This window comes from Billgrantia desiderata (assembly GCF_900108215.1).
GTDB lineage: Bacteria > Pseudomonadota > Gammaproteobacteria > Pseudomonadales > Halomonadaceae > Halomonas > Halomonas desiderata.
Map to the genome: position 1 here is coordinate 114,528 of NZ_FNVC01000005.1, position 14,884 is coordinate 129,411.

12 protein-coding genes are annotated in these 14,884 nt (G+C 66.1%); 6 read left to right on the plus strand and 6 right to left on the minus strand.

The genetic code is table 11. From position 1 onward, the window contains the following. The first annotated feature begins 58 nt into the window (after nucleotides 1–58). The gene (gene tsaB / locus C4S71_RS07035; protein ID WP_103968689.1) at nucleotides 59–763 is read left to right on the plus strand and encodes a tRNA (adenosine(37)-N6)-threonylcarbamoyltransferase complex dimerization subunit type 1 TsaB; all 705 of its coding nucleotides are present in this window, start codon (nucleotides 59–61) and stop codon (nucleotides 761–763) included. Next, nucleotides 760–1,455: a class I SAM-dependent methyltransferase gene (locus C4S71_RS07040; protein WP_103968690.1), complete on the plus strand. Its 696-nt coding sequence runs from the start codon at nucleotides 760–762 to the stop codon at nucleotides 1,453–1,455. Before tsaB ends, C4S71_RS07040 begins: the two co-directional genes overlap by 4 nt. 11 nt (nucleotides 1,456–1,466) lie before the next feature. Here the strand turns inward: C4S71_RS07040 and plsB are convergent, their stop codons facing one another. Continuing rightward, nucleotides 1,467–3,905, minus strand: coding sequence for a glycerol-3-phosphate 1-O-acyltransferase PlsB (gene plsB / locus C4S71_RS07045; protein ID WP_103968691.1), 2,439 nt, complete (start codon nucleotides 3,903–3,905; stop codon nucleotides 1,467–1,469). A 124-nt stretch (nucleotides 3,906–4,029) separates the two neighbouring features. Between plsB and C4S71_RS07050 the strand changes: the two genes are divergently transcribed. After that, nucleotides 4,030–5,151: a phospholipase D-like domain-containing protein gene (locus tag C4S71_RS07050; RefSeq protein WP_086512007.1), complete on the plus strand. Its 1,122-nt coding sequence runs from the start codon at nucleotides 4,030–4,032 to the stop codon at nucleotides 5,149–5,151. A 25-nt stretch (nucleotides 5,152–5,176) separates the two neighbouring features. Here the strand turns inward: C4S71_RS07050 and C4S71_RS07055 are convergent, their stop codons facing one another. Next, nucleotides 5,177–5,836, minus strand: coding sequence for a YecA/YgfB family protein (locus tag C4S71_RS07055; RefSeq protein WP_103968692.1), 660 nt, complete (start codon nucleotides 5,834–5,836; stop codon nucleotides 5,177–5,179). A gap of 81 nt (nucleotides 5,837–5,917) precedes the next feature. Between C4S71_RS07055 and C4S71_RS07060 the strand changes: the two genes are divergently transcribed. Then, nucleotides 5,918–6,487 carry a SprT family zinc-dependent metalloprotease gene (locus tag C4S71_RS07060; RefSeq protein WP_103968693.1) on the plus strand — a complete coding sequence of 190 codons (570 nt, stop codon included), beginning with the start codon at nucleotides 5,918–5,920 and terminating at the stop codon, nucleotides 6,485–6,487. Between the two features lie 151 nt (nucleotides 6,488–6,638). Then, entirely contained in the window at nucleotides 6,639–8,588 is a 1,950-nt protein-coding gene (gene acs, locus C4S71_RS07065; RefSeq protein ID WP_103968694.1) for an acetate--CoA ligase, read from the plus strand. A gap of 45 nt (nucleotides 8,589–8,633) precedes the next feature. Here acs and ku (C4S71_RS07070) read toward each other — a convergent pair whose 3' ends face one another. From ku (C4S71_RS07070) to ligD, 4 genes are read right to left on the minus strand one after another with little or no spacing between them, the layout of a single operon-like run. Further along, nucleotides 8,634–9,776 carry a non-homologous end joining protein Ku gene (ku, locus tag C4S71_RS07070; RefSeq protein ID WP_103968695.1) on the minus strand — a complete coding sequence of 381 codons (1,143 nt, stop codon included), beginning with the start codon at nucleotides 9,774–9,776 and terminating at the stop codon, nucleotides 8,634–8,636. Further along, nucleotides 9,769–10,545, minus strand: a complete 777-nt coding sequence (gene ku / locus C4S71_RS07075) for a non-homologous end joining protein Ku (RefSeq protein WP_086508568.1) — start codon at nucleotides 10,543–10,545, stop codon at nucleotides 9,769–9,771. The genes ku (C4S71_RS07070) and ku (C4S71_RS07075) overlap by 8 nt, the downstream gene beginning before the upstream one ends. After that, nucleotides 10,545–10,748 (minus strand): hypothetical protein, encoded by a 204-nt coding sequence (locus C4S71_RS07080; RefSeq protein ID WP_103968696.1) that lies wholly within the window; start codon nucleotides 10,746–10,748, stop codon nucleotides 10,545–10,547. Before C4S71_RS07080 ends, ku (C4S71_RS07075) begins: the two co-directional genes overlap by 1 nt. Before the next feature lie 29 nt (nucleotides 10,749–10,777). Next, on the minus strand, nucleotides 10,778–13,318 hold the full coding sequence (ligD, locus tag C4S71_RS07085; protein WP_103968697.1) for a DNA ligase D: 2,541 nt from the start codon (nucleotides 13,316–13,318) through the stop codon (nucleotides 10,778–10,780). A 274-nt stretch (nucleotides 13,319–13,592) separates the two neighbouring features. Between ligD and C4S71_RS07090 the strand changes: the two genes are divergently transcribed. Further along, nucleotides 13,593–14,882 carry an ATP-grasp domain-containing protein gene (locus tag C4S71_RS07090; RefSeq protein ID WP_103968698.1) on the plus strand — a complete coding sequence of 430 codons (1,290 nt, stop codon included), beginning with the start codon at nucleotides 13,593–13,595 and terminating at the stop codon, nucleotides 14,880–14,882. Nucleotides 14,883–14,884: the final 2 nt, after the last annotated feature.

The window sequence follows — 14,884 nt, forward strand, 5'->3', positions numbered from 1 at the left end:
CCCGCATCCGGCGGCGGCGTATAATGTCGCCTTCATGCTTCGAAGCGAAATGTCTCCTATGCCGATCCTGCTGGCCCTCGATGCCTCCTCCAGTGCCTGCTCCGTTGCCCTGTCGCTCCAGCGTGGCGACGACGAGCCGAGGCTGGTGTCCCGCTTTGCCATGACCCCCCGCGAGCATACCCGCCGGCTGCTGCCGATGGTCGACGAGGTACTGGACGAGGCGGGCGTATCGCCTGCCGAGCTGGACGCCGTGGCCTACGGGCGTGGTCCGGGCTCCTTCACCGGCTTGCGTATTGCCGCAGGCGCCGCGCAGGGATTGGCCTACGGCCTGGCGTGCCCCTTGCTGGGCGTCTCCACCCTCGAAGCGCTGGCGCTGGCGGCGCATCGGCGCCACGGCGTCGAGTACGTCGCCACCGCGCTGGATGCGCGTATGGGCGAGATCTATGTCGGCGCCTGGCGCTGCCGGGACGGCAACGTCGAGGCGCTGCTGGAGGAGGCGGTGATTTCACCGCAGCGGCTGCTGCTGCCGGCAGCGGCGGGGCCGGACGGCTGGTTTGGCATCGGCTCCGGCTGGGCGCTGTGGGACTCGATGCCCACCGAGGTGCAGGCCGCGGTGAGCCAGCTTGATAGCGACGCCGAGCCGGCCGCGGAAGAGATGGTGCTGCTGGCGGCGCGCCAATATGCCGCCGGTGAGCGCACTGCCCCCCACGAGGCGCAGCCGATCTATCTGCGCGATCAGGTGGCGTGGCAGAAGGGCGGATGAGCGGCGTGGATGACGCGGCGCTCGTTCTGCGCCATGAGGAGGGCGCGCTGGTGCTGGCCGGCGATCCGGCACGCTACGGCAAGCCACTGCGCATCGATTTCGCCGAGGGGCGTGCGGCCCACCGGCGTCGCTTCGGTGGCGGGCGCGGTCAGTTGATCGCCCGGGCCTGCGGCCTTGCCGCCGGGGTCACGCCCAGCGTGGTAGACGCCACCGCCGGCCTTGGCCGAGATGCCTTCGTGTTGGCCAGCCTCGGCGCCGAGGTGCTGCTCGTGGAGCGTGTGGCTCAGATCCACGCGCTGCTGGAAGACGGCCTGGCACGTGCCGCCAGAGATGCCGACACGGCCGAGATCGCCGCCCGCATGCACCTGGCACATGGCGACGCCACCCGCGAACTCGCGGCGCTGGTGGCCGCGAGCGGTGTCGCACCCCAGGTGGTGCACCTCGACCCGATGTTTCCGCACCGCGAGAAGTCGGCGCTGGTCAAGAAGGAGATGCGGCTGTTTCGCGAGCTGGCCGGCGACGACGACGATGCCCCGCGGCTGCTGGAAGCGGCGCTGGACGTCGCCACCCACCGGGTGGTGGTCAAGCGCCCGCGCAAGGCGCCGCCCATCGCGGGGCCGGCGCCGCAGCACGTCATCGAAGGCAAGACCAGCCGCTACGACCTCTACGTTCATCGCTCACTCAAGGCCTGACACGGCGCCGATCAGTTGTGACTGATAAGCTGTAGCCTGTGCCTCAGCGCCGGATCGTACAGTTCGCCGCTGCGCTGGGCGGCGCTGCGCAGGCGCTCGTCGAACCACAGCATCTCGTCCTTCTCCCAGATCCACCCCTCGGCCTCCAGGCTCACGATCAGGCTGGCGAACAGGGTGCGGTCGAAGAACTCCGGCGCGTCGCGGCCCGTCAGCAGTGCCAGGCGTTCGGTCAGTTGCTGGCTGCGCTCGGTCAGGGCGTCGCGGCCCAGGGTGCCCGGGGGCTGGGCCAGCAGGATCGACAGCAGCAGGTAGCCGCGCTCCAGTGAGGGTTGCATCAGCCTCGCCAACAGCCGCAGCTGCTCGCCGGCTTCCAGCGAGGCGGGGCGCTGCCAGCCGTCGCCGGCTGGTTCCAGCAAGCCTTCCCGGCACAGCGCCTCCAGCATTACCGGTAGTGCCTCGTTGAGTGCTACCGAAGAGAGGAACAGCTCGCGCGAGAGGATCGGCCAGGGCGGCCCAAGCTGGGCCTCGAGGCTATCCAGGTCGTGGCGTGGGGCGTGACGGAAGGCGAAGGCGGTCAGGCCGGCCAGGGCGAAGAGGTGCAGCACGTTGTTGCGATACCACACCAGCAGGTTGGCCTGCTCGGAAGTGGCGATCAGGATATCGCCCAGCGCATGCGGGCGACGCTCGATCATGCCCAGCGCCACCACCTGGTCGATCCACTCGTCGGGCTCACCCTGGGGCAGGCTGGCATGCTGCCCGCCGCGGCAGTGGCGCTGCAGCGCCGCCAGCAGAGCGAGCTGGCGTGCCATCAGGCTGGCCTCGATGGCGTGGTGGGGCGTGGCCAGCAGCACCAGGGCCACCAGGTTGACCGGGTTGAGCGCTGCCGCGGCGTTGATGCGCCGGGCCAGTTCGTCGCCGAGCTGAGGCACCGTCCGGTTGAGCCAGGCTGGCTTTGTCTCGACGAGATCGTCGCGCCAGTCCGGCACCGCGTCGTCGAGAAAGGCGCCGAGCGACAGCGGCTCGCCGACATTGACTGTAACCTTGCCGAACGGCTGGCGCAGCTGGCCGAGCACCCGCAGCAGCGCCCAGGGGCTCTCCTTGCGCTTCTTGCCGCCGCGCATCTCGCGCTGGTAGCTGGCGTTCTCGATGATGCGCTCGTAGCCGATATAGACCGGAATGAAGGCGAGCCGGGGCGGAGAAGTGCCCGCAGCGCTGCGGCGAAAGGAGCGTAGCGTCATCGACAGCATGCCGGGGCGAGGGGCGAGCATGCGTCCGCTGCGTGAACGACCGCCTTCGATGAAGTACTCCAGCGGGTGGCCGCGTTCCAGCAGGCGGTGCAGGTATTCGTTGAACACCGCGGCATAGAGCGGCTTGTCGCGAAAGCTGCGGCGCATGAAGAAGGCGCCGCCGCGGCGCAGCAGCGGGCCGATCAGCAGCATGTCGAGATTGCGTCCGGCGGCGATGTGCGGCGGCATCAGGCCGTCGCGGTAGAGCACGTAGGAGAGCAGCAGGTAATCGATATGGCTGCGGTGGCAGGGCACGTAGACCAGCGTATGGTCGCCCGCCAGCGCCTTGACCCGGTCGAGGCCGCGAACCTCGACGCCATCGTACAGGCGGTTCCACAGGCGCCGCAGCAGGCCGTCCATGAAGCGCAGCACCGGGTAGGTCATGTTCGAGGCGATCTCGCGGCCGTAGCGCAGGGCGCGCCTCTGTAGGCGCTCGGGCGAGCGCTTTTCGCTCATCGCCAGCTCGTCGATCACCCGGCGTACCTCGGGGCTGGCCGCCACGCCCTCGATCAGGGTGCGGCGATGGGAGAGATCGGGACCGAGCACCCGTGTACGCATGCGCCGGAAATGGATGCGCAGCAGTCGCGCGCTCTTGCGATTGGCCACCGCCGGGCCGCGTTCGTCGAGCAGATCGCGCAGGTTCAGCGGTGCGCCGAAGTGCACCTCCACGCTCTTGCCATTGACCACCACCGACAGCGCCCGGCGCAGCCGGCCGGTGAGCTGCCAACTGTCGGCTGCCAGCAGCCGCCAGAAGCCGAAGCGCTTGCCCGGGGCGCGGCCCCAGAACACGCTCACCGGGACCAACTGGATCTCGGTGTCGGCATGCTCGGCAAGGTATTCCAGCGCCTGACGGAAAGGAGCCTCGAAGGCGCGGCCGCGCCGCCACAGGCGTGGCCTGACAGGCAGGGCCATACTGGCGGGTAGCTCCAGTCCCGGCAGGTGGACCTTGCCCTTGGGCGAGGGCAGGCCATGGCGCTGGCACAGTACCTCCAGCAGCAGGTCATCGGAGAGTGCCGGGTGAGGCAGTACGTAGAGGGTGGGCCGTGACGGGTCGAGTCCCAGGTCGCTCGGGTCGGGCTCGATGAGCCGGGTGTCGACCCAGGCCTTGATGATGCCCTTGAGCGGGGCGCGGAGCAGTGTGAGCAGCGAGTCGGCCAGGGCCATTCCATTGCCTCGATAGCGTAGCAAGGCCCCAGTATAGCCATGCTTGTCTACCCCGGTCAGGTGCCGCTTTCCCTGGCGCGGCAAACGTGCGTCAATCGAGCCAGACAAGGAGAGGGAGAGGGCCATGCACGGCGTATGGCGGGATGGTAATCGGTTCGAGCTGCTGGCGGAGTCGTCGCGCTTCCTGCCGGCGATGTTCACTGCCATCGAGGAAGCGCGCCGCTCGATACTGATCGAGCTCTACCTGATGCAGTCGGGGCAGCTGGCCACGGCACTGATCGAGGCGCTGTGCCGCGCTGCACAGCGCGGCGTGGCGGTGGCCTTGATGCTCGATGCCTACGGTGCCATGGGGCTTTCGGGAGAGGACCGACGGCGCCTGGAGCAGGCCGGTGTGGCGCTGCGCCTGTTCAATCCGCTGGGTATGCGCTCGCTGACGCGCAACCTGATGCGAGACCACCGCAAGCTAGTTGTCGTCGATGGCCGAGTGGCTTTCACGGGAGGCTTCGGCGCGGTCGACGAGTTCCTCGAGGCCTGGTACGAGGTGGCGGTACGTATCGAAGGTCCCGTGGTGGCCGACTGGGTGCGGCTGTTCTCGCGACTGTGGGATTCGCCGTTGACCCGAGGCGACGGAGAGGCGTCCCTGGTGCGCCATCTGACGCTCGAGCTGGCGCCTCGGGAGGATTACCAGAGCATGCGTGGCCGCGTGGTGTGGGGGCAGGGTTACCGCTACCAGGCCATTCGCCATTCGCTCTACGGCCGGGTGTCATCGGCACAGCGCCGCATCTGGCTGTGCACGCCCTATTTTGTGCCCACCTTCAGCCTGCGCATGCGATTGGCTCGGGCCGCCCGCCGCGGCGTCGACGTGCGGCTGCTGCTGCCCGGACGCGACCACGATCATCCCTGGGTGCGCTATGCCGGCCAACGCTTCTATCGGCGGCTGCTGAGGGCCGGGGTGCGCATCTTCGAGTTCCAGCCCACCTTCATCCATGCCAAGTTTTCGCTGGTCGATCAGTGGTCGAGTCTTGGTTCGTGCAACTTCGATCACTGGAGCCTGCACTGGAACCTGGAGGCCAACCAGGAGGTGGACGATGTCCGCTTTGCCAGCGAAGTGGCGGCGCTGTTCGAGCGTAACTTTGCCGCCAGCCGCGAGATCACCTACCGGGAATGGTTACAGCGCCCGCGCTGGCAGCGTTTCAAGGAGTGGCTATTCGGCAGCTTCGATGCTTGGCTGACGCGGCTGCGGTAATCGGCGAGTACGCTTGGCCGGCCCCCTACCGCTTGCCGCCGGGCTTGCTCTTGGCGCCGCGTGCGGCGGGCTGTTTCTTGCGCGGCATGGGCTTGGGCGTCTCCGGTGGCACGCGGTAGTGCAGATAGAGATCGAGTACCAGGTCCGGCAGCTGGCCGACCAGCGACTCGAGGCGCGCGCCGTCAGCCGCCATCTCGGCCATGTCGGGCTCGTCGTCGAACAGTCCCGACAGCGCCATGAACGGTAGCAGCAGGGTGGCCACGGTTTCCTCTTCCTGCTCGAACCAGGCCGCTTCGTCGAGGAACACACCTTCCATGAAGCCGGCGCACCAGTCGCCGACGGGCGTCTCTTCGGGAGGCAAGCCCTCCAGGGTCAGATCGAAAGGTAGTTCGGGAAGCCCGCCCTGTTCCAGGGTATCGATGGCGTTGCCGTGCAGCTTTTCCAGCAGGCCCAGAATCTCGCTGCGTTCGTCGGCATCGGCGAATGTCGGCTCGCCGTGGAACAGCTCGGCCACCCAGGTGGCGGAGTCCACTTCGCGGGGGGCCACGGCAAGCGCGACGAGAAAGCCATGGGCGGAGATCAGGTCCAGCGCATCGGGGTCGACGCTCTCGGAGTCGAGGAACTCGTCGAGGCGTTCGAGCTCTTCGTCCTCGAGCAGGGGCTGGGGCAGGGGCGTATCGGACATCGGGCCTCTCGCATGGCATCGTGAAGGCGGTGCGGCCGAGGGGGCTGGACACCGCCGTGGCGGAACGTCATTTTAGCACCCATGAGACGACCTGCGCTTCCCGATCCTTGCCCTGAGTGGCTGGCCAGCCTTGACGACGCAGCCCTGCACCGAGCCCTGCTGGAGCGGGTGGAGGCCGCCTGGCAGCTGTGCCGTGGCTATCATCCCGAGCTGCCCCGGCCCAAGGTGTGGTTCGACCTGCGCGGCAAGTGTGCCGGACAAGCCCACTATGGCCGTGGTGGGCTGCGCTTCAACCCGGTGCTTTACGGCGAGAATCGCCGCGCCTTCCTGCGCGATGTAGTGCCTCACGAAATGGCCCACTGGCTGGTGCGCCACCTGAGCGACGGCCACGAGGCGAGGCCCCATGGGCGCGAATGGCGGACCGTGATGGAGCGGTTGTTCGGGCTCGAGGCGAAAGTGACCCACACTTTCGATACCGGGCGGGCCAGCCCGACGCCTCATCGCTATCACTGTGGTTGCCAAGTCCACTATTTCACTTCGCGGCGCCACTCGCTGGCGCGCAAGGGGCGCCGTTATCGTTGCCTCTCGTGTGCTGAGACCTTGGTCTATCAGCCCTTTGTAGAGCATGGAAAAATTACTACAAACGCATGATTCGTAAAGAAAAAATCCTGATACCAAGGTCTAAGAGTTAGGCCCGCTTCGAGGGTATATGCTGTTGGGCGAATCTGATGCCGGCGCATTCGATAACAAGGCAGCCGGTAACATCCACCGAGAGGGTGCATCTCCTGGAAGAGGCTAGCCAATGACCGATCAGCAGAAAGTCTATCCGGTACGCGACGACATCGCCGCCAACGCCTGGATCGATCGCGGGAAGTATCAGGCCATGTATCAGCAGTCCGTCGACGACCCCGAGGGCTTCTGGGCCGAGCAGGCCAAGCGTATCGACTGGTTCAAGGCGCCGACCAAGATCAAGCATACGTCCTTCGACCCGCACAACGTCGACATTCGCTGGTTCGAGGACGGTACCCTGAACGCCAGCGTCAGCTGCCTCGACCGCCATCTGGAGAAGCGCGGCGACCAGACCGCCATCATCTGGGAAGGCGACGACCCCAAGGATTCCAAGCACGTCAGCTACCGTGAGCTGCATGCCAAGACCTGTCAGCTTGCCAACGCGCTCAAGGAGCTCGGTGTCGGCAAGGGTGACGTGGTCACCCTCTACATGCCGATGATCCCCGAAGCGGCCGTGGCCATGCTGGCCTGTGCCCGCATCGGTGCGGTGCACTCGGTGGTGTTCGGCGGCTTCTCGCCCGACGCCCTGGCCCAGCGTATCGTGGGTGCCGACTCCAAGCTGGTGATCACCGCCGACGAGTCCGTACGCGGCGGCAAGCACGTGCCGCTCAAGGACAACGTCGACGCCGCCTTGACCCGCAAAGGCACCGAGGTGTGCGAGAAGGTGCTGGTGGTCAAGCGCACCGGCGGCGACATCGAGTGGAAGGAAGGCCGTGACGTCTGGTACCACGACCTGGTCGACAAGCAGTCGGCCGACTGCCCGGCCGAGGAGATGAACGCCGAGGATCCGCTCTTCATCCTCTACACCTCCGGCTCAACCGGTGCGCCCAAGGGGCTCAAGCACACCACCGGCGGCTATCTGGTCTACGCCAGCCTGACCCACCAGTACATCTTCGACTATCAGGATGGCGAGGTTTACTGGTGTACCGCCGATGTGGGCTGGGTCACCGGTCACAGCTACATCGTCTACGGTCCGCTGGCCAACGGCGCTACCACGCTGATGTTCGAAGGCGTGCCGAGCTATCCCAGCCACGGTCGCATGGGTGAGGTCGTCGACAAGCACAGCGTCGCCATCCTCTACACTGCGCCGACCGCCATCCGCGCACTGATGGCTCACGGCGACGGCGTGATGGACTCCAGCAAGCGCGACAGCCTGCGCCTGCTCGGCTCGGTGGGCGAGCCGATCAACCCCGAGGCGTGGGAGTGGTACCACCGCGTGATCGGCAACTCCAAGTGCCCGATCGTCGATACCTGGTGGCAGACCGAAACCGGCGGCATCATGATCGCGCCGCTGCCGGGCGCCATGGACCTCAAGCCGGGTTCCGCCACGCTGCCGTTCTTCGGCGTGCAGCCGGCCCTGCTCGACAGCGAGGGCAACGAACTCCAGGGCGCCGTGGACGGCAACCTGGTGATCAGCGACTCCTGGCCCGGTCAGGCACGCTCGATCTGGGGCGACCACGACCGCTTCATCCAGACCTACTTCTCCACCTACAAGGGCTACTACTTCACCGGTGACGGCTGCCGCCGCGACGAGGACGGCTACTACTGGATCACCGGCCGCGTCGACGATGTGCTCAACGTTTCCGGTCACCGCATGGGCACCGCCGAGATCGAATCCTCGCTGGTGGCCCACGAGGCCGTGGCCGAGGCTGCCGTGGTGGGCTTCCCCCACGACATCAAGGGGCAGGGCATCTACATCTACGTGACCCTGGGCGATGGCGTCGAGCCGACCGACGAGCTCAAGAAGGAGCTGACCCAGTGGGTACGCAAGGACATCGGGCCGATCGCCTCGCCCGACGTCATCCAGTGGGCGCCGGGCCTGCCCAAGACCCGCTCGGGCAAGATCATGCGCCGCATCCTGCGCAAGATCGCCGCCAACGAGACCGACGGTCTGGGCGATACCAGTACCCTGGCCGATCCGAGCGTGGTGGACGATCTGATCGAGAATCGCGCGAATAAGTAAGGAGGCACGCATTGCCTAGCCGGCCCTCGGGCCGGCTTTTTCGTCTCAGCCGGCGGCGGCGATGGCCTTGGCCAGCTCGGCCTTGCTCATGCGGCTGCGGCCGGGCAGGTCGAGCTGCTGGGCGCGTTCGTAGAGTTCATCGCGGGAAAGCCCTTCCAGCCCGGCGCTGCGACGCTTGCCTGTGCCACGCTGGCTTGTCGGACGTTTCTTCTCCTTGCCGCGTCCGGCCGCCGGCTTGGCGCGCTTTTCCGGCTTGCTCTTGTCGGTGTCGCTGCGCGCCGCCTGCCCGGGCGGGCGGCCTTCGGCCAGGCTCTGCTTGAGGACCTGCATCAGGTCGACCACTTCGCCACCCTGCTCCGGCTCGAACTCCGGGGCATCTTCCTCACCCAGCGCGATCACATCCTCGCCGCGGGCGAGCTTCTCCTCGGCGCGGGCGACGATACGCTGGCTCTGTAGGTCCTGCAGTTCCTCGCGTGCGAAACTCTTCTCCGTCAAGGCCTCGATGGCCTTCTGCATGGCCTTGGCCCGCTGCTTGTCGGGCCGGGTGGCCTCGGGCAGGGCGATATCCTCGGGAGCGCGAATCTCCTCGGCGAAGCGCAGTGTCTCGGCGCGCAGGATGCCTTTCTCGGCGATAATCGCCACCAGATACTCCTTGCCGCGCATGACGAAGGTGGCAATGCCGGCACGCCCGGCGGACTCCATGCTTTCCGCCAGCAGTCGGTAGGCCTTGGTCACGCCCTTGTCGGGGGTCATGAAGTAGGCGCGCTGGAAGTACATCGGGTCGATCTCGTCGAGGCCGACGAAGCGCTTGAGGTCGATCTCCTGGGACTTCTCCGGGGCCAGCGAGTCGAGTTCGCGCTCCTCCACCACCACGAACTCGTTCTTCTCCACCTCGTAGCCGCGGATTAGCTCGTCGTAGTCGAGCACGCGCTCCTCCTTCTCGCAGAAGTAGCGCCTTGCCAACGGTGTGCCCTGTGCGTCGACCATGCGCAGCGACACCGGCTTGGGGCGGTTGGCCGGGTAGAGGTTGACCGGCAGGCTGACCAGGCCGAAGGTGATGGTGCCCGACCACAGCGGGCGCGGGCCGCTGGCGTGGAAGCGCTTCTTCTCCTCGCCCTGGGCCGATTCGTTCTTCTCCTGCGTCTTGCGCTTTTCCTTTGGCTTGGTTTTGGATTTTTGGCTAGGCACGTTTGCGCTCCTTCTTCAGGCTGGCCTCGAGCGCCTTGGAGAGGTCGTCGGAGGCTTCGCGGCGGCGAATCGGCGTGACCTTGACGCTCTTGCCGCGCCGCTTGGCCTCGATCAGCTCCAGTACCCGCTCGCGGTACTCGTCATGGTATTCGTCGGGGTCGAACTCGGCCTCCAGCATGCCGATCAACTGGCGTGCCATGTCGAGTTCCTTGGCGTCCAGTGCCTTGCCCTTGGGCGGTTCCAGGGCGTCCACCGGCACTACCTGCTCCTCGTGGCGCAGCGACATCAGCATCGGCACGCCACGATGCAGGCGCAGGGCACCGACGTAGCTCTTCTTGCGCATGACCCAGCGTGCCAAGCCCTCCTTGCCGCTGTTTGCCAGCGCCTCGGCCAGGGCGAAATAGAGCGACTCGCTGCCGTCGGGGCCGAGGTAGTAGGGGCGGTCGTACCAGCGGTGATCGATCGCCTGCGGCGGCATGAAGCGGATCACTTCGATGTCGCGGCCCGAGTCCGGCTCCAGCGCCTCGAGCTCCTGTTTGTCGAATACCACCAGGCTGCCCTCGTCGGTGCGGTAGGCGCGGCGGGTCTCGGCGTGAGGCACGACCTCGTCGGTATCGGGGTTGACCATGGCTTGCTTGACCGGCGAGCGGTCCTTCGCATGCAGCAGGCGGAAGTGCACGCTGCGGTCCTGCACCGCGGAGTAGAGCTTCACCGGGACTTCCACCTCAGCGAAGCGGATCACGCCCTTCCACATCGCCCGGGCCGCCATCAGCGCTCCTCCTTGTGGCCTGCGTCTTCTTCATGACATTCGGGGCACAGCGTGTCGCGGTGCTCGAAGCGTGTCGCAACGCAGGCCGGGCAGATCGGCCGATCGCAGTAGATGCAGTGGTAGCCCGCCTCGTAGTGGAAGGTGCGCAGGCAGAACTGGCAGGTCTCGGGGCCGCTCTCCAGCCACCAGGGTGCTTCGCTCATGGCATTCTCTCCCGTTGGCATGGTCACCATCATTTTGCGCCCACGGCCTTGAGCAGCTTGGTATCCAGCGGGCGTGCCGCCTCGCTGAAGCCTGCCCAGGGATCCTCGCGCAGGGCCGCGAGCCGGCGGCGCAGGTTCTGCACGTTGTAGCGGTCGGCGCGCAGCGCGGCGTTTAACTCGTCCCAGCGGATCGGCACTGCTACCGGGGCGTTCTGGCGCGCGCGCACCGTATAGGAGGCCACCGCCGTGGCGCCGCGGCCGTTGCGCAGGTAGTCGATGAAGATGCGCCCCTCGCGCTTGGCCTTGGACATGTTGGTGGTGAGCCGCTGGGGATCGTCCTTGGCGTGAGCCTCGGCAATGCCCTTGGCGAAGGCCTTGGCCCGGTCCCACTCGGCGCTGGGTTCGATCGGCACCACCAGGTGCAGCCCCTTGCCACCGGTGGTACGCAGGAAGGGGGTGAGACCCAGCGACTCCAACCGCTCGCGCAAAGTGCCGGCGACGCGCAGGATCTCCTGCCAGGCGATGCCTTCGTCCGGGTCGAGATCGAACACCAGGCCGTCGGGCTGCTCGAGGTGATCGATGCGGCTGCCCCAGGGGTGGATCTCCAGCGCGCCGGCCTGTACCAGGCCGATCAGGTCGGCAGCGGACTCGACGTAGACGTATTCGGCGCTGCCTTTCTTCTCCGGCACGTCGATGCGCGGCACGCTGTGGGGAATGGCGCTGCGTGGGTGCTTCTGGAAGAAGCACTCGTCGTTGCGCCCCTGGGGGCAGCGCACCAATGACAGCGGCCGCCTGGCCAGGTGTGGCAGCACCCACTCATGGATCTGCTCGTAGAAGCGCGCCAGGTCGAGCTTGGTCAGTCCCTGCTCGGGGAATAGCACCCGGTCGGGGCTGGTGAGGCGCACGCCGAGCAGCGAGGTTTCGTCCTTGCGCTTGCGTGCGGCCGGTTTGTTCGGTGTCTGGTCCTGTGTCGAAGTGCCTTCGGCGGCCATCTCCTTGGTCGGGGTCATGCGAATCTCCTCCGGATTGCGGTCCTCACGCAGGCCGCGGAAGGCCGGATGGCGCAGGCGGCCGTCGCGGGTGCGTTCGGTGAATTCCACCTCGATCACCAGCTCCGGGCGCACCCAGTGCACGGCGCGGCTGTCCGGTACGCTGTCGTGAAAGGGGGAGCGCTTCACTTCGAGTTCCTGCAGGGTGGCGCTCAGCCGTTCGAGCAGTCGATGGCTGAAACCGGTGCCGACGCGCCCGGCGTAGATCAAACCCTGCTTGCCATAGGCGCCCATCAGCAGCGAACCGAAACCGCTGCGTGAGCCGCTGGGCTCGGTGTAGCCGCCGACCACGAACTCCTCGTGGCTGACGCACTTCACCTTCAGCCAGTCGCGGCTGCGCTTCTGCTGATAGCGGCTGTCGGCGCGCTTGCAGATGATGCCCTCGAGGCCCATCTGACAGGCGCGCGCGTGAAAGGCCTCGCCCTGAGCGTCGAGATGGTCGGAGTAGCGGATGGTGCCGGTGCCCGACTCCATGCCTGCCGCTTCGAGCAGTGCCGCGAGGGTACGTTTGCGCTGCAGCAGGGGCACGCCGGCCAGGTCGTATCCTGCCAGGTAGGGTAGGTCGAAGAGCTGGTAGACCAGGGCTGAGGTGCGGCCGCTGGAAAGCGCCTCCTGCAGCTCGCCGAAGCGGCTGATGCCATCCTTGCCCATGGCCACCACCTCACCGTCGAGCAGCGCCGAGTCCACTGGCAGCGCTTCGAGCGCGCGGGCGATCCCGGCAAAGCGCTGGGTCCAGTCCTTGCCATTGCGGGTGATCAGGCGCACGTCGCCCTTTTCGATGCGTGCCAACAGGCGATAGCCGTCGAGCTTGATCTCGTGGATCCACTCGCTCTGGGTGGGCACCTCGCGGGCCAGGGTGGCCAACTGCGGCTTCAGCTCCTTTGGCAGCCTGGCCTTGCGCGCGCCGTCGAGGTCGCCGGGGTCGGGAACCTCGGGTGTGTCGGCGCCCCAGGTATCGTCGCGATCATCGGCGATCTCGCCCATGCTGCGACCGCTGACGATGCTTTCGTCCAGATCCACCGTCAGCGATGCGTCCATGCGCGACTGATCGTCGTGGCGCTTGATCATCAACCAGTTGCGTCCGTGCTTGTCCTGGCGCTTGCCGCTCATGCGGGTCAGGGTCCAACTGCCCTTGAGCCGCTCGCCGTCGAGTTCTATGTCGATCCGATCCGGCTTGGATTTGCCCTTGAGCTGCCAGGTGCCGCGGTCCCACAGCATGACGGTACCGCCGCCGTAGGATTTCTCCGGTATCACGCCTTCGAACTCGCCGTACTCCAGCGGGTGATCTTCCACCTCCACGGCCAGACGCTTCTCGCCGGGTTCGAGGCTCGGCCCCTTGGGCAGCGCCCAACTCCTGAGCACGCCGTCCTGCTCCAGGCGCAGGTCGAAGTGGTCATGGCTCGCCGCGTGCTTGTGCATGACGTAGAGGTTGCCCGTTACCGATTCCTTGTCGGCTCCGCCGGCAGGCTCGCGGGTGCGCTCGAAGTCGCGCTTGCGACGGTACTCCTCGAGTTTCTCCATCGGCTCCATCCTTGGCCGCTGAGTTTCCGACACAAAGCCACATCTTCAGCCTAGCTGCGCACTCCCGAGGTGCAAATGCCACCAGCAGGAGGCGCGGCGCGCGGCCAGGTCTACCCGTCATTTTGGGTTCCGTTGTGTTTCCCGTGGTGCTCTTGAGTAAAGAATCGTCTTGACCGTGGAACCTTCGGCGTCGGCTCCTTATCTTGTGAAGGGTAAGGAAGCAGGGAGTCCCGGGATTGGGGCTCCGGATCGATACCGTCATGGAGACAGATGGATGAAGCGGAACATTTTTGTCGTGGCGCTGGAGGATCAGCAGCGCGAGGAGCTGGAAACCTTGCGCCACTCCGATCAGTTCGAGGTGCACAGCCTGCTGTCGGTCAAGGCAGCCGTCGAGTCGCCCAGTTTTTCCTTCGACGAACTCTTGGACCAAGCGCGCAAGAAGCTCGAAGCGTTCGATGGCTCCATCGATGCCATCGTGGCCCAATGGGATTTCCCCACCAGCGTGCTGGTACCCATTCTGTGTCGTGAGTACGGCATTCCCTCGCCTTCGGTGGAGAGCGTACTCATGTGCGAACACAAGTACTGGAGCCGACTCGAGCAGCAGAAGGTCATTCCCGAAGTCGTACCCGAGTTCTGCGCCGTCGACCCTTTTGCGGAGGACCCGCTATCCCAGGTGACGCTGGAATACCCGTTCTGGATCAAGCCGGTCAAGGCATTCTCTTCCCACTTGGGCTTCAGGATCGAGAACGACGAGCAGTTCCATGCCGCCATCGAGGAGATTCGCCAGGGTATCCGCCAGCTCGGCGATCCGTTCAACGAAGCCCTGCGCCACGCCGAGCTGCCATCGCACATACAGGAAATGGACGGCAACTCCTGCATCGCCGAGCAGATCGTTTCCGGGGTGCAAGGCGCACCTGAAGGCACGGTCTACCGCGGTGAGTTCAATGTGCATGGCATCATTGCCCAGCCCAACTCGGTCAACAAGGAGATCCCCTACGACCGGCTGGAGTACCCGAGCAATCTGCCCGAGCGCATCCATCGGGAAATGATCGACGTTTCGCGTCGCTTCCTCGAGCACATCGGCTATGACAACGGCTGCTTCAATGCCGAGTTCATGTGGGACGAGGAAAATGACAGGCTGTGGTTGATCGAGGTGAACACCCGGATCTCACAGTCCCATAGCGAGATCTTCATCATGGTCGACGGCATGTCCAACCACGAGGTGGCGGTCGACATCGCCTTCGGCGAGCGTCCCTCGCTGGCCAACCGGCAGGGCGTGGCGGCGGTAGCCGCCAAGTGCTACATCCCCTACGAACATCGCGACGGCATCGTCAAGCGGGTGCCGAGCGAAGCGGAGATCGAGGCGCTTGCCGAGCGTTTTCCGGGCACCAAGGTGCGGATCGACGTGGAGCCTGGCACTCGCCTGGGCGAGCTGCTGCACCAGGACAATTTCTGCTATCGCCTGGGCACCCTTTACGTGGCCGGGGAGGATCACGATCAGATCGAGGAGCGCTACAGAGCCTGTCTGGAGGCCCTCGAATTCGAGATCGAACCCATCGAATGAAC

What these genes read in the sequence shown, in the direction of transcription:
- tsaB (WP_103968689.1), top strand. Translation starts at nt 59, where the DNA reads ATGCCGATCCTGCTGGCCCTCGATGCCTCCTCCAGTGCCTGCTCCGTT.
- C4S71_RS07040 (WP_103968690.1), top strand. Translation starts at nt 760, where the DNA reads ATGAGCGGCGTGGATGACGCGGCGCTCGTTCTGCGCCATGAGGAGGGC.
- plsB (WP_103968691.1), bottom strand. Translation starts at nt 3,905, where the DNA reads ATGGCCCTGGCCGACTCGCTGCTCACACTGCTCCGCGCCCCGCTCAAG.
- C4S71_RS07050 (WP_086512007.1), top strand. Translation starts at nt 4,030, where the DNA reads ATGCACGGCGTATGGCGGGATGGTAATCGGTTCGAGCTGCTGGCGGAG.
- C4S71_RS07055 (WP_103968692.1), bottom strand. Translation starts at nt 5,836, where the DNA reads ATGTCCGATACGCCCCTGCCCCAGCCCCTGCTCGAGGACGAAGAGCTC.
- C4S71_RS07060 (WP_103968693.1), top strand. Translation starts at nt 5,918, where the DNA reads ATGAGACGACCTGCGCTTCCCGATCCTTGCCCTGAGTGGCTGGCCAGC.
- acs (WP_103968694.1), top strand. Translation starts at nt 6,639, where the DNA reads ATGACCGATCAGCAGAAAGTCTATCCGGTACGCGACGACATCGCCGCC.
- ku (WP_086508568.1), bottom strand. Translation starts at nt 10,545, where the DNA reads ATGGCGGCCCGGGCGATGTGGAAGGGCGTGATCCGCTTCGCTGAGGTG.
- C4S71_RS07080 (WP_103968696.1), bottom strand. Translation starts at nt 10,748, where the DNA reads ATGAGCGAAGCACCCTGGTGGCTGGAGAGCGGCCCCGAGACCTGCCAG.
- ligD (WP_103968697.1), bottom strand. Translation starts at nt 13,318, where the DNA reads ATGGAGAAACTCGAGGAGTACCGTCGCAAGCGCGACTTCGAGCGCACC.
- C4S71_RS07090 (WP_103968698.1), top strand. Translation starts at nt 13,593, where the DNA reads ATGAAGCGGAACATTTTTGTCGTGGCGCTGGAGGATCAGCAGCGCGAG.